We start from the raw sequence: 23,618 nt of genomic DNA on the forward strand, positions 1-23,618 counted from the left end.
GCTGCGTCTGCCGGTTCGTCGCGGATGATCGTGCTCGCTCTCGATACGGCGGGGGTAAACTGCTCCGCCGCCATTTATGACAGCACCGCCGGCACGGTTCTGGCCGAGGTGGTCGAGACCATCGGCAAGGGCCATGCCGAGCGCCTGATGGCGATCGTCGACGAAGCGCTGGCGACAGCGGGCCTCGATCTGCAGCAGTTGCAGCGTGTGGCCGTCACCATCGGTCCGGGCTCCTTCACCGGCATTCGGGTCGGTGTGGCTGCGGCGCGCGGCTTCGCACTCTCGCTCGGCATCGAGGCTGTCGGCGTGACGACACTGGCGGCTCTGGCCGCCCGGCATCGGCAGGCAGCGCCCGGCCGAAACGTGGTGGCTGCCATGGATGCCAAGCGTGGCGAAGTGTATGCCCAGGTCTTTGCAGCGGATGGCCGTCCGTTGACCGATGCCGCCGAACTGGCGATTGCCGATGCCGCCGGCCTGCCTGGAAAATACGATGCAGATGTCACCGGTTCCGGCGCACCATTGTTGTCGGGTGAAGCGGCGGGCGGAGAACCTGACAATTTTCCTGTTGCCCTCGTGGCGCGACTCGCGGCAGAGATACCAGCAGGAGCGGAGAAACCGAGGCCGCTCTATCTCCGTGCTCCCGATGCCAAGCCGCAGTCGGGATTTGCCCTTTCCCGAGTGTAAGAAGACGTGCTGGAAGCCTATCTCACCCGCAAACCCGAATTCGAAATCGTCCAGATGGAAAGCGAGGATTGTCGCCTCGTCTCGGCGTTGCATGGCGAGCGCTTCCCGCGGCCATGGAACGACGGGGAATTCCATAGCCTGCTGATGCAGCCGAATGTCTTCGGTTTCGTCGCGCGCCAGCTCAACGGTTTCTTCAAGCCGCCGTTGGCCGGTTTCGTGCTCACCCGCGAAGTGGCCGGCGAGGCGGAAATCCTGACGATCGCCGTTCATCTCAAGGCGGCCCGCTTCGGCCTCGGCTGGCGGCTGATGCAGGCGGCGATCCGCGAGGTTCGCGCCCGCGGCGGCGAAAGCCTGTTTCTCGAGGTCGACGACGGCAATCATCCTGCCCTCGGGCTCTACCGGAAAATGGGCTTCCAGAAGGTGGGAGAACGACCGGCCTACTACACCGATAAGAACGGCGTGCGGACAACGGCGCTTGTCATGAAGCGTGATCTTCGCTAGAGCAATCCCAGCAAGAACGCGGAGCGATTTTGCGTCCGGAATTGCGTAAAAACAAAGAGATAGAGCATCTGAGGTGGCCAGCCTTCACCGGAAATGCTCTGTCCGTGTTCGGATCGATGGATAAGGCAAGGCTCCAGGCCATGACAGACGTTTCAAAATCGCTCGAAGAGCTTTGCGCCGAACGTGGCATGCGCATGACCGACCAGCGCCGGGTGATCGCCCGGATTCTCGAGGAATCCGAAGACCATCCCGATGTCGAGGAACTGTATCGCCGCTCGGTGCAGGTGGATGCCAAGATATCGATCTCGACCGTCTATCGCACCGTAAAACTGTTCGAGGACGCCGGCATCATCGCCCGGCACGATTTCCGCGACGGCCGCTCGCGCTACGAGACGGTGCCGGAAGAACATCACGATCATCTGATTGATCTCAAGACCGGCGTCGTCATCGAATTCCGCTCGCCGGAGATCGAGGCGCTGCAGGAGCGTATCGCCCGCGAACATGGCTTCAAGCTCGTCGATCACCGGCTGGAACTCTACGGCGTTCCGCTGAAGAAGGACGACCGGTGACGGTTGCGGTGCCGGGATGCGGGGATCGGGATTGATCAACTGGCTGCGTATCGGTTTTTCGTTTTTCGTGCTTGGCCTCGTCACGCTGGTCCTGTTGCCGGTCCATCTGCTCGCGATCCGCTTCGGCTGGAAGGTCAGCCGTCGTATTCCGCGGATCTGGCACAAGGTCGCCTGCTGGGTTCTCGGCATCCGCGTGCGGGTGCATGGCCGCATTGACCGCCGCCGGCCGCTGATGCTGGCCGCCAACCATGCCTCGTGGCAGGACATCCTCGTGCTGTCGTCGATCGCCGACGTCGTTTTTATCGCCAAGTCCGAGGTGAAAACCTGGCCGGTCTTCGGCACACTGGCCCGCTGGCAGCAGAGTGTCTTCGTGGTGCGCGAGGACAAGCGGCGAACCGGCGATCAGGCCAGGGAAATCGGCGACCGTATGGCGGGCGGCGAAATCGTCGTGCTGTTTCCGGAAGGCACGACCTCTGATGGCAACCGGCTGCTCGAGGTCAAATCCTCGCTTTTCGGTGCCGCCGCCTCCGCCGTGCCGAGTTCTCCGACGGGCATGGTGCATGTGCAGCCCGTTGCCATCGCCTATACCGGCATCCACGGCATGCCGATGGGGCGTTACTCCCGGCCGATTTCGGCCTGGCCGGGCGATGTCGAACTGGTGCCGCATCTGCTCGACCTGATGAAAGCGGCAGCGATCGAGGTCGATGTCACCTTCGGCGAGAGCATCGACTACACTGACAAGAGCAATCGCAAACATGTCTCGGCGGCTGTCGAAAAGCGCATCCGCCGCATGTTGTCCGCCGCCTTGCGCGGCCGTCCGAGCGCATGACACCGCAGATCCGCGGGTTTCCGGGCATTTTTTCGTTTTCACTTCGCTGAAAAGCCACTAAATAGCGGCCATGACCCAGGATATCGCCTCCCTCGACGCTCCGGACGTTTCCGTCCGCAACGGCAGCAACAGCCGCAAGGTTTTCGTCAAGACCTACGGCTGTCAGATGAACGTCTACGATTCCGGCCGCATGGCCGATGCGCTGGCCCGCGACGGCTATGTGCAGACCGAAGACATGCAGGATGCCGACCTGGTGTTGCTCAACACCTGTCATATCCGCGAGAAGGCGGCGGAAAAGGTTTATTCCGCCCTTGGGCGCCTGCGCGACATGAAGAAGGCGCGTGCCGCCGAAGGCCGGGAATTCATGATCGGCGTCGCCGGCTGTGTCGCCCAGGCCGAAGGCGAGGAAATCCTGCGCCGGGCGCCGGCGGTGGATGTCGTCATCGGGCCGCAGACCTATCACCGCCTGCCGGAGGCGCTGAAGCGCGCCCGCTCCGGCGACCGCGTGGTGGAGACGGATTATGCCGTCGAGGACAAGTTCGAACACCTGCCGGCCACCGACAAGGCAAAAATCCGCGCCCGCGGTGTCACGGCCTTCCTCACCGTTCAGGAAGGCTGCGACAAGTTCTGCACCTTCTGCGTCGTGCCCTATACCCGCGGTTCGGAAGTGTCGCGGCCGCTTGCCCAGATCCTCGATGAAGCGAAGAAGCTGGCGGATGGCGGCGTTCGCGAAATCACCCTGCTCGGCCAGAACGTCAATGCCTGGCACGGTCAGGGCCGCAACGGCGAAAGCCTGACGCTCGGCGACCTGCTCTACGAACTGGCGAACGTTCCCGGCATCGCCCGGCTGCGCTACACCACCAGCCATCCCCGCGACATGGACGACCGGCTGATCGAGGCGCATCGCGACCTGCGCGTGCTGATGCCGTATCTGCACCTGCCGGTTCAGGCCGGTTCCGACCGCATCCTGAAGGCGATGAACCGCCGGCACACGGCGGCGGAATACCTGACGCTGATCGAGCGCATCCGCGCCGTGCGCCCCGATATCGCCATGTCGGGCGATTTCATCGTCGGTTTCCCGGGCGAGACGGACGCCGATTTCGAGGCGACCATGGCCTTGATCAAAACCGTGCATTACGCTCAGGCCTTCTCGTTCAAATATTCGACCCGTCCCGGCACGCCTGGCGCCGAACTCGGCGATCAGGTTGCCGACGAGGTCAAGACCGAGCGGCTGGAGCGGCTGCAGGCGCTGCTGTTCGAGCAACAGCGCGCCTTCAACGAAGGCTGCGTCGGTAAGGAAATCGACATCCTGCTGGAAAAGCCGGGCCGCATGCCGGGCCAACTCATCGGCCGCTCGCCCTGGCTGCAATCTGTGAATGTTGATGCAAAAGCATCGCAAATCGGTGACATTATCAAGGTACGAATCACCGGGACCGGTCCGAACAGTCTGTTTTCCGAACTGGTCGCGGGGTGAAAGGGGTTCGCAACGGCGAAATATGAGGGGATTGCGCTGCAACACCTTCACAAAGGGCCGGGCGAGGACTACCTTTAACAGAACCGAGATCAAAGGAGCCGTACCGCTTGAACGGACACGAATTGGTTACTTCCTCATCGCGCCAGTCCCGCCCGCCCGTGACAGACGCCAATCACTTCGTCTTAACGTTCGAGAACAACCGGCTTGCCAGCGAGCTATTCGGTCAGTTCGACCAGAATTTGAAGCTCCTGGAGGCAAAGCTCCAGATCACCGCCACCGCCCGCGGCAATTCCGTTGCCATTTCCGGCGACGTGCTTGCCACCAACCATGCGCGCCGGGCGCTCGATTTCCTGTATGACCGGCTGCAGAACGGCGGTTCCGTCGAGTTGTCCGACGTCGAGGGCGCCATCCGCATGGCGCAGGCCGCCGACGACCAGCTGACGCTGCCGACGATGGAGCGCAAGGCCAAGCTCACCATGGCGCAGATCTCGACGCGCAAGAAGACCATTTCTGCCCGCACGCCGACACAGGACGCTTATATGCGGGCACTGGAGCGGCTGGAGCTGGTGTTCGGCGTCGGCCCGGCCGGCACCGGCAAGACCTATCTCGCCGTCGCCCATGCCGCCCAGCTGCTCGAACGCGGTGCCGTCGAAAAGATCATCCTGTCGCGCCCTGCCGTCGAGGCGGGCGAGCGCCTGGGCTTCCTGCCGGGCGACATGAAGGAAAAGGTCGATCCTTACCTTCGGCCGCTCTACGACGCGCTCTACGACATGATGCCCGGCGACAAGGTGGAACGGGCGATCACCGCCGGCGTCATCGAAATCGCGCCGCTCGCTTTTATGCGCGGGCGTACGCTGGCCAATGCGGCTGTTATCCTCGACGAGGCGCAGAACACCACGTCGATGCAGATGAAGATGTTCCTGACGCGTCTCGGCGAAAACAGCCGGATGATCATCACCGGCGATCCCAGCCAGATCGACCTGCCGCGCGGCGTCAAGTCGGGCCTGGTCGAGGCGCTGCAGATCCTCAAGGGTGTCGATGGCGTCTCGGTGATCCGCTTCAAGGATACCGACGTTGTGCGCCATCCGCTGGTGGCACGCATCGTCAGGGCTTACGACGCGGAATACGCCGTCGTCGATGAGAGCGAGCAGATGGATCGGTGATGCCGGTCCAAGATACCATGCCCGAACTCGACATACAGATCAGCATCGAAGACGAAGCATGGCCGGAAGAGGCCGTGCTAGAGGCGCTTTGTGCCCGTGTTCTGGGGGCTGCGGCACAGTTCCTGGCGCGGGAAGAGAAGCAACCCTTCCCGAAAATGCCGCCGGAAGTCTCGCTCGTCTTCACCAACGATGCGGCCATCCGTGAAATCAATGCGGAATGGCGCGACAAGGACAAGCCGACCAACGTCTTGTCTTTTCCGGCTTTTCCGCTGGTTCCCGGCGGCAAGCCGGGGCCGATGCTGGGCGATATCGTCGTCGCCCGCGAAACCGTCGAGCGGGAAGCGGTTGACCTGGAGAAGAGTTTCGACGAACATCTGACGCATCTGCTTGTGCACGGTTTCCTGCATCTCTTCGGGTACGACCACCTGGAGACGGAAGAAGCAGAAACAATGGAAGCCCTTGAGACTCGCATTCTGGCGTCTCTTGGCCTATCTGACCCATATACGGGTCAGGACCCGGTTTGACAGTTTGGAACGATGAGCGATTTTTCGATAAGACCGGCCCGAGAGGCCAAAGATGACGGGGACGCCTCCTCGTCTGACGAAGGCCACAGTCCGCAGCGAGCGGAACATGGCCAGAAAACAACCACTTCCTTCTGGGCGCGCGCGGCGCGCCTGCTGCGGCCGGCGCAGGCTTCGCGATTGCGCGAGGACATCGCCGATGCGCTGATGACCGATGCGGTCAGCAACGACGTTTTTTCGCCCGAGGAGCGGGCGATGCTGCACAATATCCTGCGTTTCCGCGAAGTGCGCGTTGAGGATGTCATGGTGCCGCGTGCCGATATCGAGGCGGTGGACCAGACGATCACCATCGGCGAACTGATGATCCTGTTCGAGGAATCCGGTCGCTCGCGCATGCCGGTCTATGCCGATACGCTCGACGATCCACGCGGCATGGTGCACATCCGCGATCTGATGTCCTACGTCGCCAAGCAGGCGCGCAACAAGCGCCGTTCGGGCCGTCCGGTGGCCAGCGCCGCCCCTCCTGGCACCGAGAAGGCCGAAAAGCCGGCGCGTGCGCCAAAAGCCGCCTTTGATCTCAGCCGTGTCGATCTGGAGAAGGCGGTTGCCGATGCCGGCATTATCCGCAAGATCCTCTTCGTGCCGCCGTCGATGCTGGCGTCGGAACTGTTGCAGCGCATGCAGGCCAACCGCACCCAGATGGCACTCGTCATCGACGAATACGGCGGCACCGACGGCCTCGTCTCGCACGAGGACATCGTCGAAATGGTGGTCGGCGACATCGACGACGAGCACGACGACGAGCAGGCGCGCTTCACACGCCTTTCCGATGACGTCTTCCTGGCCGATGCCCGTATCGAACTGGAAGAGATCGCCGAGGCGATCGGATCGGATTTCGACGTCCACGAGCAGATCGAGGATGTCGATACGCTGGGCGGGCTGATCTTCTCCGAACTCGGCCGCATCCCGGTGCGTGGCGAGGTGGTGCAGGCGGTGCCAGGCTTCGAGTTTCATATCATGGATGCCGATCCGCGCCGCATCAAGCGCGTCCGCATCACCCGCAAGCGTGCTGCCGCGCGCCGCCGGGAGAAGGTCGGCGAAGAGGAGGGCAGCGGCTCTCTTCGCGACGACATCCTCGACACACCGCCGGCGATTGCCGATCCGCATGCGGCGACACCGCGTCCCCCGGAACTCTGAGAGATCCGGGATCGCCGTCAGCCCTCACGACAAAAGCTCCGGATTTTGAAAGACTGCCTGCGAACTGATTCGGGACAATCAATTTCGGGGTAGGGTGTGCAGCGGCTGGCAGGCAGGATCATGCTTCTCTGGGGCGTCAAGCGCGCCCTTCTGGCATTGGCGGCGGGAGCATTCGGCGTGCTGGCTCTGCCGCCGTTCAATGTTTTCGCGGCTCTCTTCGTTTCCTTCACCCTGCTGGTCTGGTTGATCGACGGGGCGACGGGCAATCCGGCGGGAGGTATCTTCAGCCGCCTGCGCTCGGCCTTCTGGACCGGCTGGCTGTTCGGCTTCGGTTATTTCGTCGCCGGCCTCTGGTGGCTCGGGCATGCGCTGATGATCGATGCGGAGGAGTTCGCCTGGGCTCTGCCGCTTGCCGTGTTCGGCCTGCCGGCCTTCCTGGCGTTGTATTACGGCCTGGCCGCCGTCATTGCCCGGATCCTCTGGTCGGATGGCATGGGGCGGATTGCAGCGCTTGCACTCGGTTTCGGGCTGGCCGAATGGCTGCGTAGTTTCCTGGCCACCGGTTTTCCCTGGAATGCGGTGGGTTACGGCATCATGCCCGTGCCGCTGATGATGCAGTCGGTGCATGTCGTCGGCCTGTTCGGCGTCTCGACGCTGGCGGTCTTCATTTTTGCGGCACCTGCGCTTTTCGGAACGCGCCGCGGCCTGGTGCCGGGCATCGGCCTTGCGGCCCTGCTGTTCCTTGCCCATCTCGGTTACGGCGCCTATGTGCTGAACCAGCCGGAACCGCAAAGCCCCGAGCCGGCGGTCACCGTCCGCCTTGTCCAGCCGATGATCGACCAGGCGAAGAAGATCGACGATTCCGAGCGTAATTCGATTTTCGAGGAGCACCTCGCCTTGTCGGTCTCGCCGCTCAAGGAGGGCGAGAAGCGACCCGATATCATCATCTGGCCCGAAACCTCGGTGCCGTTCATCCTCACCGAAAACGAGGACGCGCTGACCCGCATTGCCGATACGCTGGAAGAGGGGCAGGTGCTGATTGCCGGCGCCGTCCGCGCCGAGGACATGGGACCGGGGCTGGAGCCGCGATATTACAATTCCGTTTACGCCATCGATGACAAGGGCCAGATCGTCAGCGCGTCGGACAAGGTGCATCTTGTGCCGTTCGGCGAATATCTGCCGTTCGAAGATCTCTGGCGCAGCCTCGGGGTCGACAAGGCGATCGCCGACATGCCCGGAGGTTTTTCGGCTGCCGCGCGTCGCACGCTGCTGACGCTGCCGGGCGGCTCAAGCTTCTATCCACTCATCTGCTACGAGGCTATTTTTCCAGAAGAAATCACCCCGGATATCGGCAGGGCGGATGCCATCCTCAACGTCACCAACGACGCATGGTTCGGCGATACGCCGGGTCCCTATCAGCATTTCCAGCAGGCCCGGATCAGGGCGGTGGAAGAAGGCGTGCCGTTGATTCGCAGCGCAAACAGCGGAATTTCTGCCGTCATCGATGCCCGCGGGCAGGTCGTCGCCGGGCTGGATTTTAATCAAAAAGCCACAATTGAAGCTACCATGGGTGGCAAGGTGGCGAGTTCCTTCGATGCAGGTTCCCGAAAGAATAACTTTTGGTTGATAATCTTTGGTGCTACCTTGATCGCTGCTATCTCGCGTCAAGGTTTTATCAAGGGCGGTGAATTGACCAAAAACCCCTAGAATTGCATAGTGCCGCGGACCGGTATCGATATCGCATGCTGCAAGCGATTGTATTCTATATGCGACGGGCGTTAGGGCCTCCTGGGGGGCGACCGGAGTTGTTGGCCGTAGGAACTTTTTTAGGAAAATCGAATGATCGAGAATAAAAAGAAGCCGAATCCGATTGATATCCATGTCGGGAGCAGGATTCGTCTCCGTCGCACGATGCTGGGCATGAGCCAGGAGAAACTGGGTGAAAGCCTGGGCATCACTTTCCAGCAGATCCAGAAATACGAAAAGGGTACGAACAGGGTCGGCGCAAGCCGCCTGCAGAACATCTCCAGCATCCTCAACGTGCCGGTCGCCTTCTTCTTCGAGGATGCTCCCGGCGAGCAGCAGGCGCCTCAGGGCGGATTGGCGGAAGCATCGAGCCCGAACTATGTGGTCGATTTCCTCTCTTCTTCCGAAGGACTGCAGCTCAATCGCGCCTTCGTCAAGATTGCCGACCCGAAGGTCCGCCGCAAGCTGGTCGATCTGGTCAAGACACTGGCCGCGGAAGCCGATTCCGAATAAGCCAAATTTCCATCACGACGCGCAGCGGTCAATTTTGGCCGCTGTTTGCGTTTTTATGCGGTTTTTTGCTAAATTTCGGCCCATATAAAGATATATTTATGTCCTTCTGTGCTTGTCTTTCGACGTCGAACTGACTAACAACTGCAAGGCCTATTCTTTGAGGGGAATCCCGCATGCGCGCTAATTATCTGTTCACCAGTGAGTCTGTTGCCGAAGGTCACCCGGACAAGGTTTGTGACCGTATTTCCGACGAGATCGTCGATCTGGTCTATCGCGAAGCTGCCAAGACCGGTGTCGATCCGTGGAGCGTCCGTATCGCCTGCGAGACGCTGGCAACCACCAACCGGGTGGTGATCGCCGGCGAAGTCCGCCTGCCGCCGAGCCTTCTGAAGGCCGACAAGGATGGCAACAGCGTCATCAACCCTTCCAAGTTCAAATCCGCGGCGCGCAAGGCCATCCGCGACATCGGCTATGAGCAGGCCGGTTTCCACTGGAAGACCGCCAAGATCGACGTTCTCCTGCATTCGCAGTCCGCCGACATCGCCCAGGGCGTCGACAGCGCCGCCGACAAGCAGGGCGACGAGGGTGCCGGCGACCAGGGCATCATGTTCGGTTACGCCTGCCGCGAAACCCCGGAACTGATGCCGGCGCCGATCTATTATTCGCACCGCATCCTGCAGCTGCTCGCCGCCGCCCGCAAGAAGGGCGAAGGCGACGTCGGCAAGCTGGGTCCGGACGCGAAGAGCCAAGTGACCGTGCGTTACGTCGACGGCAAGCCGGCCGAAGCGACCTCGATCGTCCTTTCCACCCAGCACCTCGACGAAAGCTGGGATTCGGCCAAGGTCCGCGCCGTCGTGGAGCCCTACATCCGCGAGGCGCTGGCCGACCTGAAGATCGCCGACGATTGCAACTGGTACATCAACCCGACGGGCAAGTTCGTCATCGGCGGCCCGGATGGTGACGCCGGCCTGACCGGCCGCAAGATCATCGTCGATACCTACGGCGGTGCCGCTCCGCACGGCGGCGGCGCTTTCTCGGGCAAGGACACGACCAAGGTCGACCGTTCGGCAGCCTATGCCGCCCGTTACCTCGCCAAGAACGTCGTTGCCGCAGGTCTCGCCGACCGCTGCACCATCCAGCTCTCCTACGCCATCGGCGTTGCCCAGCCGTTGTCGGTCTATGTCGACCTGCATGGCACCGGCAAGGTGAAGGAAGACCAGGTGGAAGATGCCATCCGCAAGGTCATGGACCTGTCGCCGTCGGGCATCCGCCGCCACCTCGACCTCAACAAGCCGATCTATGCCAAGACCTCCGCCTATGGCCATTTCGGCCGCAAGGCCGGCCGTGACGGTTCCTTCTCCTGGGAGAAGGTCGACCTGGCCAAGGCATTGAAAGAAGCAGTGAAGGACTGATCGATCCCATGACGGAGACGGAACGCCGCGCCCGCGCCACGGAAGCCTTTTTTGGACGCCGCAAGGGCAAAGCCCTGCGCGGCCAGCAGGCGGAAGCGTTGAAGACGGGGCTTTCCTCTCTGAAGATCGATCTCGACGAACCTGCGCCGGGAGATCTGGCGCAGCTCTTTTCATCGCCGGTCGGTCGCATCCGGCTGGAGATCGGTTTCGGCGGCGGTGAGCACCTGCTGCACCGCGCCGGCGAGACATCCTCGACCGGCTTCATCGGCGTCGAACCCTTCGTCAACTCCATGGCGAAACTTCTGTCGCGCGTCGGCGAACTCGGGCTGAACAATGTTCGGGTCTATGATGAGGATGCCACGCAGGTTCTGGATTGGCTGCCGGCCGCATCGATCGACCAGATCGACCTCTTGTATCCGGATCCGTGGCCGAAGAAAAAGCATTGGAAGCGCCGCTTCGTGTCGAGGGTCAACCTCGATCGCTTCCATCGGGTCCTGAAGCCCGGCGGTGTATTCTGCTTTGCGTCCGACATCGACACCTATGTCAACTGGACGCTGCTCAAATGCCGCGACCATGGCGGCTTTGAATGGACTGCGAAAAATGCCGCCGATTGGCTGACCCCTTTCGCGGGCTGGCCCGGCACACGATACGAAGCCAAGGCCAAGCGCGAGGGGCGGTCGTCCGCCTATCTGACGTTCAAAAGGGTCTGATCCCGCTCACTTTCAGTGAAGGCTTACTGTTCTGAGTTCGTCTTCAGCAGCCTTGAAGAAGGTGCTGGAGCGATTGTCCGTCAGCAACAGCGGGGTGCCGTCGGCGCCGAAAAGAGCCCACAGATCCAGGCTGGGGTCGATTTCAGGGGCTTCGGGGAAACAACGATTGACCTCGTCGTAACGCATCTTGCGGATATAACCGACTTCACCGGAGCCCAGGTGGGCAAGTTCGGCAAGGGTCAGACGCGCGGTGGCTTCTTTCATCAACATTCGCAGTTCTCCGCAACTGAGGGAGTCACGGCAGCATTGCCGTTGTCCTACTGTGAGACCGAAATGTTAATTTTCTTCACCATGCGTTCGGGTTCGGGGCGAACAAGATCGACGGACAGCAGGCCATTGCGCAAATTCGCACCGAGAACATGCATTCCGTCAGCCAAAACGAACATGCGCTGGAACTGCCGGGCGGCGATTCCACGGTAGAGATAGTCCCTTTCGCCGGGATCGGCCTGGCGGCCGCGGATGACCAGCTGGTTTTCCTCCACCGTGACATCCAGCTCCTCTTCGGAGAAACCGGCAACGGCCAGCGTGATTCGCAGCCTCTCCGGCGCCTCGACGGCGGCATTGGCGCGGATGCGTTCGATATTGTAGGGGGGATAGCCGTCGCTCGCCTTGGCGATGCGTTCCAGCGTCTTTTCCATCGTGTCGAAGCCCAGCAGCAGCGGGCTGGCAAAAGGTGTAATGCGGCTCATTCTCACAGTCCTTGCAGGGTCAAGCGACTTCGCCGGACCTTCTTTTGAAGCATCCGGTGCGTTCCAATATGGGAGCGGGGGCTTTTAAGCGCAAGAACCTCCGCTGCGCTACGGCCAGAAAAGCCTGCTGATCCATGCCATGCATAGCTTGACAAATCAGGTGATGGACGCCCATCAAACCCTGTCACATTTCAGGGGAGTACGACATGGCGCCACGCAAGATCATCATCGACACCGATCCGGGGCAGGACGATGCCGCCGCCATCTTTCTGGCGCTGGGCAGTGCCGATGAACTGGAGGTGCTGGGCATCACCACCGTGGCCGGCAACGTGCCGCTGGCGCTGACGGCGCGCAATGCCCGCATCATTTGCGAACTCTGCGACCGCCGCGACATCAGGATTTTCGCCGGCGCCGACAAGCCGGTCAGCCGGCCGTTGGTAACGGCCGAGCACGTGCACGGCAAGACCGGGCTGGACGGCCCGGAACTGGCCGAGCCGACGATGGCTCTCGAAAGCCAGCACGCCGTCGATTTCATCGTCGAGACCCTGCGGCGCGAGCCGGAAGGCAGCGTGACGCTGTGCACGCTCGGCCCGCTGACCAACATCGCGCTCGCTCTGCAGAAGGCGCCCGATATTGCGCCGCGTGTGCGCGAACTGGTGATGATGGGCGGCGGTTTCTTCGAAGGCGGCAACATTACGCCGGCCGCCGAATTCAACATCTACGTCGACCCGGAAGCCGCGGCGGCCGTCTTCGCCTCCGGCATCCCGATCGTCATGATGCCGCTCGATGTCACGCACCAGCTGCTGACGCTGAAAAGCCGTGTCGAGCGCATGCGCGCCATCGGCAGCCGGCCGGCTATCGCAATGGTGGAAATGCTGGAATTCTTCGAGCGCTTCGACATCGAAAAATACGGTTCCGACGGCGGCCCGCTGCATGATCCGACCGTCATCGCTTACCTTCTCAAGCCGGAGCTGTTCGGCGGGCGCGATTGCAATGTCGAGATCGAGCTGCAATCGCCGCTGACGGTCGGCATGACCGTGGTCGACTGGTGGCAGGTGACCGATCGCAAACACAATGCCAAGGTCATGCGCCAGGTCGACGCCGATGGTTTCTTCGCCCTGTTGACCGAGCGTTTTGCCCGTCTCTGACGGCCGCAACGATTTCCAGGCTCCCATGAAAAAAGCCGCCGGAGTGCATCCGGCGGCTTTGTCGTTCAGTGATTGAATTCTTCTCAGAATTCTTCCCAGTCGTCCTTGGCGGCCAGTGCAGCCGAGCCCTGGCTTTGCGGGACGCTGCGGCGTGCAGGAGCCCGCGCAGGTGTCGCAGGCGGGCGTGCCGGGGCACGCATGTGCTGTGCGGTCTGGCGCAGGGCGGCGGAATGATCGACGCCACCGGTACGGAAGCGGGCAACGAGCGACTTCAGCACGTCGGCCTCTTCCTTCAGCGTCATGCTGGCGGCGGTCTGTTCTTCCACCATCGCCGCGTTCTGCTGCGTCACCTGGTCCATCTGGTTCATCGCCGAGTTGATTTCCTTCAGCCCGACAGCCTGTTCGCTGGCGGAAGCGGAAATCTGGCGGATCAGGCCGTTGATCTCCATGACCTGGCCGGCGATCTTGTCCAGCGCGTTGCCGGCACGGCCGACGAGGGCCACACCGTCCTGCACCTGGCCGGCCGAGGCGTTGATCAGCGTCTTGATCTCCTTGGCGGCGTTGGCGGAGCGCTGGGCGAGTTCGCGGACTTCCTGGGCAACGACGGCAAAACCCTTGCCGGCTTCGCCTGCACGGGCGGCTTCGACACCGGCATTCAGGGCAAGCAGGTTGGTCTGGAAGGCGATCTCGTCGATGACGCCGATGATGCGCGAGACTTCTTGCGACGACTGCTCAATGCCCTGCATCGAGGCAATCGCCTTCTGCACCACCTCGCCGGAACGTTCGGCATCCTCGCAGGCGGTGTTGACGCTGACGGCGGCAGCGCGGGCGTTGTCGGCGCTGGAGTTGACCTGCACCGTCAGCTCGTTGAGCGCTGCGGCAGTCTCTTCCAGGCTTGCGGCCTGCTGCTCGGTACGGCGGGCAAGATCGGAGGCGCTGCGGCTGATTTCGCCGGTGCCGCCGCCGATGTTGTGTACCGTGTTGTTCAGCGTGTTGATCGTTTCTTCGATGCTCGAGAGGGCGGCGTTGAAATCGCGCTTGAGCGTTGCATAGTCGCCAGGGAAGTCTGCCTCGATGCGGTAGGCGAGGTTGCCGTTCGAAAGCTGCGCCAGGCCTTCACCCACGGTCGAGACGATGTGGCGCTGCAGCGAGGCTGCACCGTTGCGTTCCGTTTCGGAGCGCTGGCGCTCATTTTCGGCGGCGTTGCGCTGCATTTCCGCATCCGCTTGCAGCCGCTGGGTATCGGCAAGCGTGTGACGGAAGCCTTCCAGCGACTTGGCGACGAGGCCGATTTCATCGGCGCGGTCCTGGCCGGTGACCGGCTCGTCATACTTGTTTTCGCTGAGATGGGTGACATCGCGCAGCAGCGCCTTGAGCGGCAGCTGGATGAACGAGCGGGCGGCGAAATACAGCGCCAGCATCACGGCTGCCAGGACGAGGATAGCGCCGATGACCATCATGTAGGTCTGCGCCTGCACCGGAGCGGCAATGGCGGAATGCGGCACGTCGACGATGACGACCCAGCTGGTGTTGAGGTCAGGCAGTGCGAACGGATAGACGACGCGGCTGAAACCTTCGCCATCCGTCATCGTCAGGCCTTCGATGACGCCGCCCTTGCTGGTGGCCAGGGCATTCTTGACGACGTCGCTGCCGGCATCGGCATAGTCGGTCATCATCATCTCTGCTGTGGGAGCGACGACCCATTGAGCGGTCTGAGAGAGCAACAGCACGCGGCCCGTGCCGAACGGGTGAAGCTTGCTCAAGTCGTCGTAAAGTGCCGCCAGCGAAATATCGATACCGGAAACCCCGATCAGCTTGCCGCCGGACATGACCGGGAAAGTGACGGAGGTCATGGCGGTGGGAACAGTGATTTCTTCCGCCTTGTATGGCGGGCTGATGCCGCCCTTCATCGATTTTGCCGAAGTGGCGTACCAGGCAGCAGCATAATCTTCGTTGAAGGTCGAGAATTCATAGCCGCCAGCTGCGGTTTTCGTCCAGTATGGCGTGAATACGCCGTTCTTGTTGCCGCCGAGTTCCTTGTTGTTGGCAACCTCTTCCTTGCGGCCATCGAAGGCTTTCGGCTCTTCGGCGAACCAGCTGCCGAAAGCAAAAGCGTTGTGCTCGACATTGGCTTTCAGAATGTTGATGACGCCCGGCCGGTCCAGAGACTTGCCTTCGTGGCTGCGGCTGATAACGCCGGCCATCGAACGCGCAGCGCCCGTCAGCTCGCCCACCTTGGCGGTGATCTGATTGGCGATCGCCTTGGCTTCCGCATCGGCCTGGGCCATGGTCAGGGTCTGCACGCGCTCACGCGATTGCGAGATCAAGAGCAGGTTGGACACCAGGAGGACCATTGCAATTGCCAAGCCGCTGACCGCCATCAGCTTGGCCGCAAGTGACTTCACTCTGAAAATAGACATTGTCGCCTCAAAGCAGGGGAGGCCGGAGCCGATCCGGCGCAGGGAATGAACGGGTAAACTGCCCTATCATGGGGCGTGCCGCCTTTGTTCCGCTGCTTGAGAGGGATCGAGGCGGCGTCTAAGGCCGACCCTACGAAATAACCCGTTAAATTTGCTTAAAAAGCGATTCGTTTTCCTTAGGTTATGACAATTCTGCATTTCTCCTGCCGGCATGCGGCGTCACGGATGACGCTCGACCTCCGCGATAAGCGGAATGGAAGGCTGGGCACCTGGTTTCAGGCAGGCGAGGGAGCCTGCGACCGCGGCTCTGCGCAGGGCCGCCGCAAAATCCAGCCCGGCATCCAGCCCGGCCGCGAAATAGCCGCAGAACGTATCGCCGGCGCCGACAGTGTCGACCGGATCGATGGCTAGGCCGGCGCTGCGGGAAACGATGCCGTCGCGGATGGCGATTACGCCGTCAGCGCCAAGGGTGATGATCAGCGTCTGGCCCGTTTGCGCATGCAGGGTTCTCATCGTCGCCTCGCGCCTTGCGTCGTCCATACCGTCCTCGCCGGCAAGACGCTCGAATTCCGTCTCGTTGGCGATGACGATGTCGGCAAGGCGCGCGAGACGCGATGCTTCGGCAATCAGCGGGGCGGTGTTGATGACGGTGACGACGCCTTTTTCCCTCGCTTTTACCAGTGCATATTCGACGGCCGGGACCGGGATTTCGAACTGTAGCATCAGGATATCGCCGGCCTTCATCGGCGCCAGCGCGGCATCGGCATCGGCTGATGTCAGCGTGCCGTTGGCGCCGGGAACGACGGCAATGACGTTTTCGCCATCGCCGCCGACGAGGATCACGGCAATACCCGTCGGACCGTCCACCGGTTTTGCACCCGACAGATCGGTGCCGGCTTCCTTCAGCAGCGCCAGTGCCGGTTCGGCGAATTCGTCTCGCCCGACCGCGCCGACCATGCGTACGACCGAGCCGGCACGACGTGCGGCGAGCGCCTGGTTGGCGCCCTTGCCGCCGGCAGCGGTGGAAAAGCCGTTGCCCGCCACGGTTTCACCCGGCTTCGGCAGGCGTTCCGTCGTGGCGATGAGGTCCATGTTGATGGAGCCGAAGACCGTGATCATGTAAAGTCGCTTCCCGTTTCCCGATGATTGTGCGCGACACTGCCCGACCGCATCAATCCTCGTCAACCACCCTGAGCTTCAGAAAACCGGTTCGGCTTTCGACGGCACGCACCGGCACGTCCGTTTCGGCGATCCGGCTGCGCTCCTCGGCGGGTTCGGTGAAGTCGAGTGCGCCGATCTTGGCGCCCCGCTTGGCGATCTTGCCGCTCGACGTCGCGATCATCTCGACGTCCTTCTGCGCTGCCGAAAAATGTGACTGCAGTTTCACAACCCGTTCGTCGAGGCGCAGCAGATCGTCGAGCAGATGCGCCACCTCGCCCTGGATGACATGTGCCTGTTCGCGCATGCGCTGGTCTTTCAGCACCGACTGGATCACCTGGATGGAGAGCATCAGCAGCGACGGCGAGACGATCACCACCCGTAGCCGGTGGGCCTTCTGCACGATTGCCTCATGATGCTCGTGAATGCCGGCAAAGATCGATTCCGAGGGCACGAACAGGAAGGCGATGTCCTGCGTCTCGCCGGCAATCAGATATTTTTCGGCGATGTCACGCACATGCACGTCGAGGTCCCGGCGGAATTGCTGCGCCGCCGCCTTGGCGGCTTCGGGCGTTTGCGCCTTGCGGGCGGCGTTCCATGCCTCCAGCGGGAACTTCGCATCGACGACCAGGGGCGGCACGCCGTTCGGCATGCGGATGGTGCAATCCGGCCGCGCGCCGTTGGAGAGCGTCGGCTGGAAGGCATAGGCGCCCTGCGCCAGCCCGTCGGCGATGATGGTTTCCATGCGCGACTGGCCGAAGGCGCCGCGCGTCTGCTTGTCGGACAGGATCGCCTGCAGCCCGACGACATCCTTGGCCAGCGACTGGATGTTGTTCTGCGCCGCGTCGATCACCGCCAGGCGCTCCTGCAGGCGCCGCAGGTTTTCATGCGTGTGTTTCGATTGTTCCGTCAGCGTCGCGCCGATCCGGTGGCTCATGCCGTCCAGCCGCTGGCTGATCGCCTGGTTGAGTTCGGATTGCCGTGAGCCGAAGACCTCGGCCATCGCCGCCATGCGCCCCTGCATTTCCGACTGGATACGCAAAAGTTCGGCCAGCCGTGTTTCCGTTTCGAAAGCATGCGCGTCTGCGTCCCCTCCATTGCGACGCCGGAGGAAGAGGACCAGGACGGCCGCGGCCCCGAACAGCACCAGAAACAGCGCCAACACACTGACGGGGATCGTGCCGCTCGATGTGACGATTTCGAAAACGGGTTGCGAAAATAGGGTTTTGTCCATTCGAAGATTCTACCAGAACAAAAGCCATTGAAAAGATCAAATCGTGAACATTTCCTGAATCTCCAAATGAAGATCGGGGATAGTCCTGTCGCCGTCAAAAAAACGCCACGATGCCGCATGCGGAGAATTCCCTCGCGAAAAAAGATGGGTTATGGAGGGCGCATGACGATCAAGCCCCTTATCATCCTGCCCGATCCCCTTCTCCGACAGGTTTCCGCACCGGTGGAGCGCGTAGATGCCGAACTGACGCGGCTCGCCGACGACATGCTGGAAACCATGTACGACGCGCCGGGTATCGGCCTTGCCGCCATCCAGATCGGCGTGCCGCGGCGTTTGCTGGTGATCGACCTTGCCAAGGAAGGCGAGGACAAGCAGCCGCAGGTCTTCATCAATCCGCAGATCCTGTCTTCATCGGATGCGCGCTCCGTTTATGAAGAAGGCTGCCTTTCCATTCCGGATTATTACGCCGAGGTGGAGCGTCCGGCGGAGATCGAGGTCAAGTATCTCGACCGCGACGGCACGGAGAAGACCGTAAAAGCCGACGGCCTGCTCGCCACCTGCCTGCAGCACGAGATCGACCATCTCAACGGTGTACTGTTCATCGATTACATCTCGCGGCTGAAGCGGGAAATGGTGGTGAAGAAGTTCACCAAGGCCGCCAAGGCCAAGGCCGTCTGACGTCCGATTGTTGAAAACAGGTCGCCGACTGCTTATGATATCGTCGATATCACGAGGAGGTGGCGATGGGCGACCTGCTGATCCGCAACATCGACGACGCATTGAAGCGCGGCATCATTGAGTTGGCGCAGACCAATGGCCGCAGCCTGTCCGACGAAGCCAAGGCCCTGATCGGCGAAGCGATGGCGGGCAAGCGGCCGGAGCCTGCCGATAGCCAGTCCGTCGCCGAGACCATTCGGGCGATATTCGAAAGAGAAGGCGCCATCGGTGACGAATATGCCGATCTGATGGATGAGGTCGAAGCCGAACGCAAGAAGGACTTCGGCCGGCCGTTCGAAGACTTCGAATGATTATTCTCGACACCAACATCGTCTCCGAAATGGGCCGGGAATCACCTGATGGGAGCGTGGTTGCCTGGTTTCATCGGCAGCAAAAAGCTGGAACTTTATTCATGCAGCGTCGTCGTCATGGAGCAGATTTACGGCGCCGAAAAAATTCGCCTCCGGACCGGCTCCTGTCGTTACTTTCGCGTCATCGAAGGACTGATGAGCGAGCTCTTTCTTGACCGTGTGGCGGGGTACGATATCGCTTCGGCGACCCTCTCCGGCGAGATAAGGGCACGTCGAGAAGCTCATGGCCGCCCCATCTCCGTGCAGGACGCCATGATCGCCGCAATCTGCCTCGTCAATGGCGCCACGCTGGCGACGCGCAACACAAAAGACTTCCAGGGGCTTGATCTTCGGCTCGTAAACCCGTTTGAAAGCGGCTGATAGTCAACAGGCGGGATAGCATGTCTCTTCGCATCATCTTCATGGGCACGCCGGAATTTTCCGTCCCCACCCTCCGCCTGCTGGTCGATGCCGGCCATCGGGTCGTGGCCGTCTATAGCCAGCCGCCGCGGCCGGGTGGGCGCCGCGGGCTCGACCTGCAGAAGTCGCCGGTGCATCAGGCGGCCGAACTGCTCGGTATTCCGGTGTTCACGCCGGTCAATTTTAGGGATCCGGAAGAGCGGAAGAAATTTCGCGATCTCGATGCGGACGTCGCCATTGTCGTTGCTTATGGCCTGCTGCTGCCGGAAGAAATCCTCACCGGCACGCGCGACGGCTGCTACAATGGTCATGCCTCGCTGCTGCCGCGCTGGCGCGGTGCCGCCCCCATCCAGCGGGCGATCATGGCCGGCGATGAAAAGACCGGCATGATGGTGATGAAGATGGACAAGGGGCTGGATACCGGCCCCGTCGCCCTGACCCGCGAGGTCGCAATCGAGGAAAACATGACGGCGGGCGAATTGCATGATCGGCTCATGCATATCGGCGCCAAGGCGATCGCCGAGGCCATGGTCAAACTGGAGATGGGTGACCTGCCGCTGACATCGCAGCCGGCGGACGGCGTGCTCTACGCCGCCAAGATCGATAAGGCCGAGACGCGCATCGACTTTTCACGGCCCGCCCGCGACGTGCATAACCATGTTCGCGGGCTTGCGCCTTTCCCAGGTGCCTGGTTCGAGGCCGAGATCGGTGGCAAGCCGGAACGGATCAAGGTTCTGGCGAGCGAAATGGGCAATGGCGCGGGTGCTGCCGGCACGGTCATAGGCAACGACCTGACGGTCGCCTGCGGCGAAGGCGCGGTCACGCTGACCAAGCTGCAGAAGGCCGGTGGCAAGCCGTTGGCGGCAGCGGATTTCTTGCGCGGCACATCCTTGCCTGCGGGCACGAGGCTCGGCTGATGCCGCGGTTTCGCCTGATCGTCGAATATGACGGCACGCCTTATGTCGGCTGGCAGCGGCAGGACAACGGCCCCTCCGTGCAGGGCGCGCTGGAGGCGGCAGTGCTGTCGCTGACCGGCGAGACCGTATCGATCCGCGGCGCTGGCCGCACCGATTCCGGCGTGCATGCGAAAGGCCAGGTGATTCATCTCGACCTGGCACGCAGCTGGCTGCCCTACAAGCTGCGCAACGCCCTGAACGCCCATCTCGGCATGGCGGGCGAGCGTGTCTCGATCATCGATGCCGACGCCGTGCCGGATTATTTTGACGCACGCTTTTCGGCAATGAAGCGGCATTACCTCTATCGTATCATCTCCCGCCCGGCACCGCTGGCGCTGGAGGCCGGACGTGCCTGGTGGGTGCCGAAACCTCTCGATCACACGGCGATGCACGCGGCGGCGCAGATGCTGGTCGGCCACCATGATTTCACCACCTTCCGCTCCGCCCATTGCCAGGCCCGCAGCCCGGTGCGCACCCTCGACCGGCTGGACGTGACGCGTGACGGCGAGCTTATCGAGATCCGCGCTTCGGCGCAGAGTTTCCTGCATAACCAGATCCGCTCCTTTGCCGGCACGCTTAAACTCGCCGGCGAAGGCAAGATGACGCCGCAGGATGTGCGCCTTGCGCTGGAGGCCCGCGACCGCACGGCCTGCGGCCCGGTGGCGCCGCCGGAAGGGCTGTATTTTTTGCAGGTCGATTATCCCGCCGTCATTCCCGAACGGCGCGGCAACGAAGGACAGATGGATGACGGTGCGGATCTACCATAACCCGGCCTGTGGCACCTCGCGCAACACGCTGGCGATGATCCGCCAGTCGGGCGAGGAGCCGGAGGTCGTCGAATATCTCGTTACCCCGCCCTCGCGGGAGGAGCTGGTGGCGCTGCTGATCGCGCTCGACATGTCGCCGCGCGACCTGCTGCGGGAAAAGGGCACGCCTTATGCGCAGCTCGGCCTCGGCGATCCGGGTCTGACGGACGCAGCGCTTCTCGATGCGATGATGGCACATCCGATCCTCATCAACCGGCCGATCGTGGTGACGGAAAAAGGCGTGCGCCTGTGTCGTCCCTCGGAGGTGGTGCTGGAGATCCTCGCCAATCCCGATATCGGCCCGTTCACCAAGGAAGACGGCGAAGTCGTGGCTTTCGCCGGCAGGGATCAGGCGGGGTAGACGCCGAGATATTGCTGCAGCAGATCGGAAAGCAGCATGGTCGGTACCAGCAGGACGAGAATGAGCGTGGTGATCATCAGCGGCTGTTGGCCGCAGATCATCCGCAACAGCCGCACCAGCGAAAAGACCAGCGTGATCAGCAGTCCGAGCCAGAGCAGCGAGGCAAAACCTTCCGTTCCCGGCAGCACCAGCACCATCAGGATGATCAGCGCGTAGACGTAGGCGAGCGGCACGGCGAGCCAGTTGGATACCACGACGATGGCGTGGAAACGCTTGCCGAGGCCGAAGAGCAGGCAGAGAAAGCCGGCCAGCACCAGCGGCACGATCCAGTTGGCCATCTCGACCATGGCAAGCCGCATGAAGAAGGGCAGGCCGGTGCGCGTTCCCGGCGGATAGGCGCGCAGGAAGGCGGAGTGCCACCACAGCCAGCTGATCGCCGTCGCCGGCAGGCACCAGAGGATCGCCCAGAAGGAGCGCATGGCGCCGCGGTCGGTCAGGTCGAGATAACCGAAACCGCGCGGATCGAGACGGATCAGCAGCAGCAGTCCCTTCAGGTAGATCTGGATTTCCTTAAAGGACGGCATTGTCGAACCAGCGCTCGATGAAGGTCTCGTAGATGCGGGTCAGGGTTTCGAGGTCGGCGACGGCCACCCGTTCGTCGACCATGTGCATGGTCTGGCCCACTAGTCCGAACTCCACCACCGGGCAATAATCCTTGATGTAACGTGCATCCGAGGTGCCACCCGTCGTTGACAGTTTCGGCATCTGGCCCGTCACCTTTTCGATGGCGCCTGACAGCGAATCGATCAAGGCGTTGTTGCGGGTGAGAAACACATGGCTCGGCCGTTCGGCCCAGGCGAGCTGATAGGACACCGGCTCGCGGCCGGGCCGCAGCCTTGTATCGGCCGCGGCGCGCTGCAGCCGGCCGGCGATCTCGGCCTGCAGCGTTTCGGCTGTCCAGGTGTCGTTGAAGCGGATGTTGAAGCTCGCTGTCGCCTTGGCGGGAATGACGTTGGTCGCCGGGTTGCCGACATCGACGCTGGTGACTTCCAGGTTCGACGGCTGGAAATCGGCCGTGCCCTGGTCGAAAGGCGGGTCGAGCAGCGCCTGCGTCAGTTGCAGAATTCCGCGCACCGGATTGTCGGCGAGATGCGGATAGGCGGCATGACCTTGCACGCCGTTGACGGTGATCTTGCCGGACAGCGAGCCGCGCCGGCCGATCTTGATCATGTCGCTCAGCCTGTCCGGATTGGTCGGTTCGCCGACGACGCAGGCATCCCAGTGTTCGCCCTTGGCGGCGGCCCACTGCAAAAGCTTGATCGTGCCGTTGATCGCCGGACCTTCCTCGTCGCCGGTGATCAGGAAGGAGACGGAGCCTTTTGGCGCGCCGTTCTTCTCGACGTGGCGGGCGATGGCGGCGATGAAGCAGGCGATGCCACCCTTCATGTCGACGGCGCCGCGGCCGAACATCTCGCCGCCGGCGATCTCCGCCGCGAAGGGAGGGTGGGTCCAGGCGCCGGCATCGCCGACCGGCACGACGTCGGTATGGCCGGCAAACATCAGGTGTGGGCCGTCGCCGCCGAGCCGGGCATAAAGGTTCTCGATGTCGGGCGTATCCTCATCCGTCGCCATCACCCGCTCGACGGCAAAGCCGAGTGGCGTCAGCATGGTTTCGAGCGCGCTCAGCGCCCCGCCTTCGGCAGGGGTCACGGAGGGGCAGCGGATGAGGGTCTGGAGATTGGCGATAGGATCGGTGGGAAGCATGAGGATTAAAGCCATTGCCGGGCCTTTTGGGGCCGCCTTGTCATACCTATATCAGTGTCGGGGTGGTGTACCCGATCCTCGCCGGACTGTCACGCGTATCCGGCCGCAAAAGCGTCGGATCGGGTTGTCGGTCGCGCGACCAGGAAGCTGCCAAGTTGCCTGCCACCCCATTTTTCCCAGCCATACACACAAATGCGCAGTGACGGAAAATGCCGA

At 62.3% G+C, this 23,618-nt stretch carries 25 protein-coding genes and 1 pseudogene; 19 read left to right on the forward strand and 7 right to left on the reverse strand.

Features of this window, described 5'->3' with window-relative positions; genetic code table 11:
- Positions 1 to 24: 24 nt before the first annotated feature.
- The 12 genes from tsaB (at position 25) to trmB (ending at position 11,319) form a co-directional block, all read left to right on the forward strand.
- The gene (tsaB, locus tag ACSQ3I_RS01605) at positions 25 to 684 is read left to right on the forward strand and encodes a tRNA (adenosine(37)-N6)-threonylcarbamoyltransferase complex dimerization subunit type 1 TsaB (RefSeq protein WP_435995596.1); all 660 of its coding nucleotides are present in this window, start codon (positions 25 to 27) and stop codon (positions 682 to 684) included.
- A gap of 6 nt (positions 685 to 690) precedes the next feature.
- Positions 691 to 1,185, forward strand: a complete 495-nt coding sequence (locus ACSQ3I_RS01610) for a GNAT family N-acetyltransferase (RefSeq protein WP_435995597.1) — start codon at positions 691 to 693, stop codon at positions 1,183 to 1,185.
- 140 nt (positions 1,186 to 1,325) lie between these two features.
- Complete coding sequence (locus ACSQ3I_RS01615; RefSeq protein ID WP_109458656.1) at positions 1,326 to 1,754, forward strand: Fur family transcriptional regulator; 429 nt, start codon at positions 1,326 to 1,328, stop codon at positions 1,752 to 1,754.
- A gap of 31 nt (positions 1,755 to 1,785) precedes the next feature.
- A complete protein-coding gene (locus tag ACSQ3I_RS01620; RefSeq protein WP_435995598.1) occupies positions 1,786 to 2,583 on the forward strand; it encodes a lysophospholipid acyltransferase family protein in 798 nt (265 codons plus the stop codon).
- 70 nt (positions 2,584 to 2,653) lie between these two features.
- On the forward strand, positions 2,654 to 4,057 hold the full coding sequence (gene miaB / locus ACSQ3I_RS01625; protein WP_435995599.1) for a tRNA (N6-isopentenyl adenosine(37)-C2)-methylthiotransferase MiaB: 1,404 nt from the start codon (positions 2,654 to 2,656) through the stop codon (positions 4,055 to 4,057).
- A gap of 107 nt (positions 4,058 to 4,164) precedes the next feature.
- The gene (locus ACSQ3I_RS01630) at positions 4,165 to 5,220 is read left to right on the forward strand and encodes a PhoH family protein (RefSeq protein ID WP_435995600.1); all 1,056 of its coding nucleotides are present in this window, start codon (positions 4,165 to 4,167) and stop codon (positions 5,218 to 5,220) included.
- A gap of 17 nt (positions 5,221 to 5,237) precedes the next feature.
- Positions 5,238 to 5,744, forward strand: a complete 507-nt coding sequence (gene ybeY / locus ACSQ3I_RS01635) for an rRNA maturation RNase YbeY (protein ID WP_435996248.1) — start codon at positions 5,238 to 5,240, stop codon at positions 5,742 to 5,744.
- Between the two features lie 12 nt (positions 5,745 to 5,756).
- Positions 5,757 to 6,938 carry a hemolysin family protein gene (locus tag ACSQ3I_RS01640; protein ID WP_435995601.1) on the forward strand — a complete coding sequence of 394 codons (1,182 nt, stop codon included), beginning with the start codon at positions 5,757 to 5,759 and terminating at the stop codon, positions 6,936 to 6,938.
- A 96-nt stretch (positions 6,939 to 7,034) separates the two neighbouring features.
- Complete coding sequence (gene lnt / locus ACSQ3I_RS01645; protein ID WP_435995602.1) at positions 7,035 to 8,645, forward strand: apolipoprotein N-acyltransferase; 1,611 nt, start codon at positions 7,035 to 7,037, stop codon at positions 8,643 to 8,645.
- Between the two features lie 132 nt (positions 8,646 to 8,777).
- The gene (locus ACSQ3I_RS01650; RefSeq protein WP_435995603.1) at positions 8,778 to 9,197 is read left to right on the forward strand and encodes a helix-turn-helix domain-containing protein; all 420 of its coding nucleotides are present in this window, start codon (positions 8,778 to 8,780) and stop codon (positions 9,195 to 9,197) included.
- Positions 9,198 to 9,370: 173 nt separating this feature from the next.
- Entirely contained in the window at positions 9,371 to 10,609 is a 1,239-nt protein-coding gene (metK, locus tag ACSQ3I_RS01655) for a methionine adenosyltransferase (RefSeq protein ID WP_435995604.1), read from the forward strand.
- Between the two features lie 8 nt (positions 10,610 to 10,617).
- Positions 10,618 to 11,319 (forward strand): tRNA (guanine(46)-N(7))-methyltransferase TrmB, encoded by a 702-nt coding sequence (gene trmB / locus ACSQ3I_RS01660; RefSeq protein ID WP_435995605.1) that lies wholly within the window; start codon positions 10,618 to 10,620, stop codon positions 11,317 to 11,319.
- 12 nt (positions 11,320 to 11,331) lie between these two features.
- Here the strand turns inward: trmB and ACSQ3I_RS01665 are convergent, their stop codons facing one another.
- Together ACSQ3I_RS01665 and ACSQ3I_RS01670 are read right to left on the reverse strand one after the other, a co-directional pair.
- The gene (locus tag ACSQ3I_RS01665; RefSeq protein WP_435995606.1) at positions 11,332 to 11,589 is read right to left on the reverse strand and encodes a DUF1150 family protein; all 258 of its coding nucleotides are present in this window, start codon (positions 11,587 to 11,589) and stop codon (positions 11,332 to 11,334) included.
- 47 nt (positions 11,590 to 11,636) lie between these two features.
- Positions 11,637 to 12,068 carry an Hsp20 family protein gene (locus ACSQ3I_RS01670; RefSeq protein WP_435995607.1) on the reverse strand — a complete coding sequence of 144 codons (432 nt, stop codon included), beginning with the start codon at positions 12,066 to 12,068 and terminating at the stop codon, positions 11,637 to 11,639.
- Positions 12,069 to 12,274: 206 nt separating this feature from the next.
- Between ACSQ3I_RS01670 and ACSQ3I_RS01675 the strand changes: the two genes are divergently transcribed.
- Positions 12,275 to 13,216, forward strand: coding sequence for a nucleoside hydrolase (locus tag ACSQ3I_RS01675; RefSeq protein ID WP_435995608.1), 942 nt, complete (start codon positions 12,275 to 12,277; stop codon positions 13,214 to 13,216).
- Positions 13,217 to 13,299: 83 nt separating this feature from the next.
- On the opposite strand, the gene ACSQ3I_RS01680 is transcribed toward ACSQ3I_RS01675, so the two are convergent.
- The 3 genes from ACSQ3I_RS01680 to ACSQ3I_RS01690 form a co-directional block, all read right to left on the reverse strand.
- Positions 13,300 to 15,636: a methyl-accepting chemotaxis protein gene (locus tag ACSQ3I_RS01680; RefSeq protein ID WP_435995609.1), complete on the reverse strand. Its 2,337-nt coding sequence runs from the start codon at positions 15,634 to 15,636 to the stop codon at positions 13,300 to 13,302.
- Between the two features lie 219 nt (positions 15,637 to 15,855).
- Entirely contained in the window at positions 15,856 to 16,755 is a 900-nt protein-coding gene (locus ACSQ3I_RS01685; protein WP_435995610.1) for a ribokinase, read from the reverse strand.
- Between the two features lie 52 nt (positions 16,756 to 16,807).
- The gene (locus ACSQ3I_RS01690; protein WP_435995611.1) at positions 16,808 to 18,028 is read right to left on the reverse strand and encodes a DNA recombination protein RmuC; all 1,221 of its coding nucleotides are present in this window, start codon (positions 18,026 to 18,028) and stop codon (positions 16,808 to 16,810) included.
- Between the two features lie 162 nt (positions 18,029 to 18,190).
- Here ACSQ3I_RS01690 and def point away from each other — a divergent pair, with 162 nt between their 5' ends.
- The 6 genes and pseudogenes from def to arsC all read left to right on the forward strand — a co-directional run bounded on the left by def (position 18,191) and on the right by arsC (position 21,638).
- The gene (gene def / locus ACSQ3I_RS01695) at positions 18,191 to 18,706 is read left to right on the forward strand and encodes a peptide deformylase (protein WP_435995612.1); all 516 of its coding nucleotides are present in this window, start codon (positions 18,191 to 18,193) and stop codon (positions 18,704 to 18,706) included.
- Between the two features lie 65 nt (positions 18,707 to 18,771).
- Complete coding sequence (locus tag ACSQ3I_RS01700) at positions 18,772 to 19,056, forward strand: FitA-like ribbon-helix-helix domain-containing protein (RefSeq protein ID WP_435995613.1); 285 nt, start codon at positions 18,772 to 18,774, stop codon at positions 19,054 to 19,056.
- Positions 19,053 to 19,476, forward strand: a pseudogene (locus ACSQ3I_RS01705) (type II toxin-antitoxin system VapC family toxin). Before ACSQ3I_RS01700 ends, ACSQ3I_RS01705 begins: the two are co-directional and overlap by 4 nt.
- A 20-nt stretch (positions 19,477 to 19,496) precedes the next feature.
- Positions 19,497 to 20,432, forward strand: coding sequence for a methionyl-tRNA formyltransferase (gene fmt, locus ACSQ3I_RS01710; RefSeq protein ID WP_435995614.1), 936 nt, complete (start codon positions 19,497 to 19,499; stop codon positions 20,430 to 20,432).
- Positions 20,432 to 21,238 carry a tRNA pseudouridine(38-40) synthase TruA gene (truA, locus tag ACSQ3I_RS01715; RefSeq protein ID WP_435995615.1) on the forward strand — a complete coding sequence of 269 codons (807 nt, stop codon included), beginning with the start codon at positions 20,432 to 20,434 and terminating at the stop codon, positions 21,236 to 21,238. The genes fmt and truA overlap by 1 nt, the downstream gene beginning before the upstream one ends.
- A complete protein-coding gene (gene arsC / locus ACSQ3I_RS01720; RefSeq protein ID WP_435995616.1) occupies positions 21,216 to 21,638 on the forward strand; it encodes an arsenate reductase (glutaredoxin) in 423 nt (140 codons plus the stop codon). Before truA ends, arsC begins: the two co-directional genes overlap by 23 nt.
- Here arsC and ACSQ3I_RS01725 read toward each other — a convergent pair.
- Both ACSQ3I_RS01725 and dapE read right to left on the reverse strand, forming a co-directional pair.
- A complete protein-coding gene (locus ACSQ3I_RS01725) occupies positions 21,626 to 22,222 on the reverse strand; it encodes a hypothetical protein (RefSeq protein ID WP_435995617.1) in 597 nt (198 codons plus the stop codon). The genes arsC and ACSQ3I_RS01725 overlap by 13 nt on opposite strands.
- The gene (dapE, locus tag ACSQ3I_RS01730) at positions 22,209 to 23,402 is read right to left on the reverse strand and encodes a succinyl-diaminopimelate desuccinylase (RefSeq protein WP_435996250.1); all 1,194 of its coding nucleotides are present in this window, start codon (positions 23,400 to 23,402) and stop codon (positions 22,209 to 22,211) included. Before dapE ends, ACSQ3I_RS01725 begins: the two co-directional genes overlap by 14 nt.
- Positions 23,403 to 23,618: the final 216 nt, after the last annotated feature.

Source organism: Rhizobium sp. LjRoot30, assembly GCF_964253915.1.
Taxonomy (GTDB): Bacteria; Pseudomonadota; Alphaproteobacteria; order Rhizobiales; family Rhizobiaceae; genus Metarhizobium.

Coding starts and splice junctions, on each gene's coding strand:
- tsaB (WP_435995596.1), top strand. CDS start 25: ATGATCGTGCTCGCTCTCGATACGGCGGGGGTAAACTGCTCCGCCGCC.
- ACSQ3I_RS01615 (WP_109458656.1), top strand. CDS start 1,326: ATGACAGACGTTTCAAAATCGCTCGAAGAGCTTTGCGCCGAACGTGGC.
- miaB (WP_435995599.1), top strand. CDS start 2,654: ATGACCCAGGATATCGCCTCCCTCGACGCTCCGGACGTTTCCGTCCGC.
- ybeY (WP_435996248.1), top strand. CDS start 5,238: ATGCCCGAACTCGACATACAGATCAGCATCGAAGACGAAGCATGGCCG.
- ACSQ3I_RS01640 (WP_435995601.1), top strand. CDS start 5,757: ATGAGCGATTTTTCGATAAGACCGGCCCGAGAGGCCAAAGATGACGGG.
- ACSQ3I_RS01650 (WP_435995603.1), top strand. CDS start 8,778: ATGATCGAGAATAAAAAGAAGCCGAATCCGATTGATATCCATGTCGGG.
- metK (WP_435995604.1), top strand. CDS start 9,371: ATGCGCGCTAATTATCTGTTCACCAGTGAGTCTGTTGCCGAAGGTCAC.
- trmB (WP_435995605.1), top strand. CDS start 10,618: ATGACGGAGACGGAACGCCGCGCCCGCGCCACGGAAGCCTTTTTTGGA.
- ACSQ3I_RS01665 (WP_435995606.1), bottom strand. CDS start 11,589: ATGTTGATGAAAGAAGCCACCGCGCGTCTGACCCTTGCCGAACTTGCC.
- ACSQ3I_RS01670 (WP_435995607.1), bottom strand. CDS start 12,068: ATGAGCCGCATTACACCTTTTGCCAGCCCGCTGCTGCTGGGCTTCGAC.
- ACSQ3I_RS01675 (WP_435995608.1), top strand. CDS start 12,275: ATGGCGCCACGCAAGATCATCATCGACACCGATCCGGGGCAGGACGAT.
- ACSQ3I_RS01680 (WP_435995609.1), bottom strand. CDS start 15,636: ATGTCTATTTTCAGAGTGAAGTCACTTGCGGCCAAGCTGATGGCGGTC.
- ACSQ3I_RS01685 (WP_435995610.1), bottom strand. CDS start 16,755: ATGATCACGGTCTTCGGCTCCATCAACATGGACCTCATCGCCACGACG.
- ACSQ3I_RS01690 (WP_435995611.1), bottom strand. CDS start 18,028: ATGGACAAAACCCTATTTTCGCAACCCGTTTTCGAAATCGTCACATCG.
- def (WP_435995612.1), top strand. CDS start 18,191: ATGACGATCAAGCCCCTTATCATCCTGCCCGATCCCCTTCTCCGACAG.
- ACSQ3I_RS01700 (WP_435995613.1), top strand. CDS start 18,772: ATGGGCGACCTGCTGATCCGCAACATCGACGACGCATTGAAGCGCGGC.
- fmt (WP_435995614.1), top strand. CDS start 19,497: ATGTCTCTTCGCATCATCTTCATGGGCACGCCGGAATTTTCCGTCCCC.
- truA (WP_435995615.1), top strand. CDS start 20,432: ATGCCGCGGTTTCGCCTGATCGTCGAATATGACGGCACGCCTTATGTC.
- arsC (WP_435995616.1), top strand. CDS start 21,216: ATGACGGTGCGGATCTACCATAACCCGGCCTGTGGCACCTCGCGCAAC.
- ACSQ3I_RS01725 (WP_435995617.1), bottom strand. CDS start 22,222: ATGCCGTCCTTTAAGGAAATCCAGATCTACCTGAAGGGACTGCTGCTG.
- dapE (WP_435996250.1), bottom strand. CDS start 23,402: ATGCTTCCCACCGATCCTATCGCCAATCTCCAGACCCTCATCCGCTGC.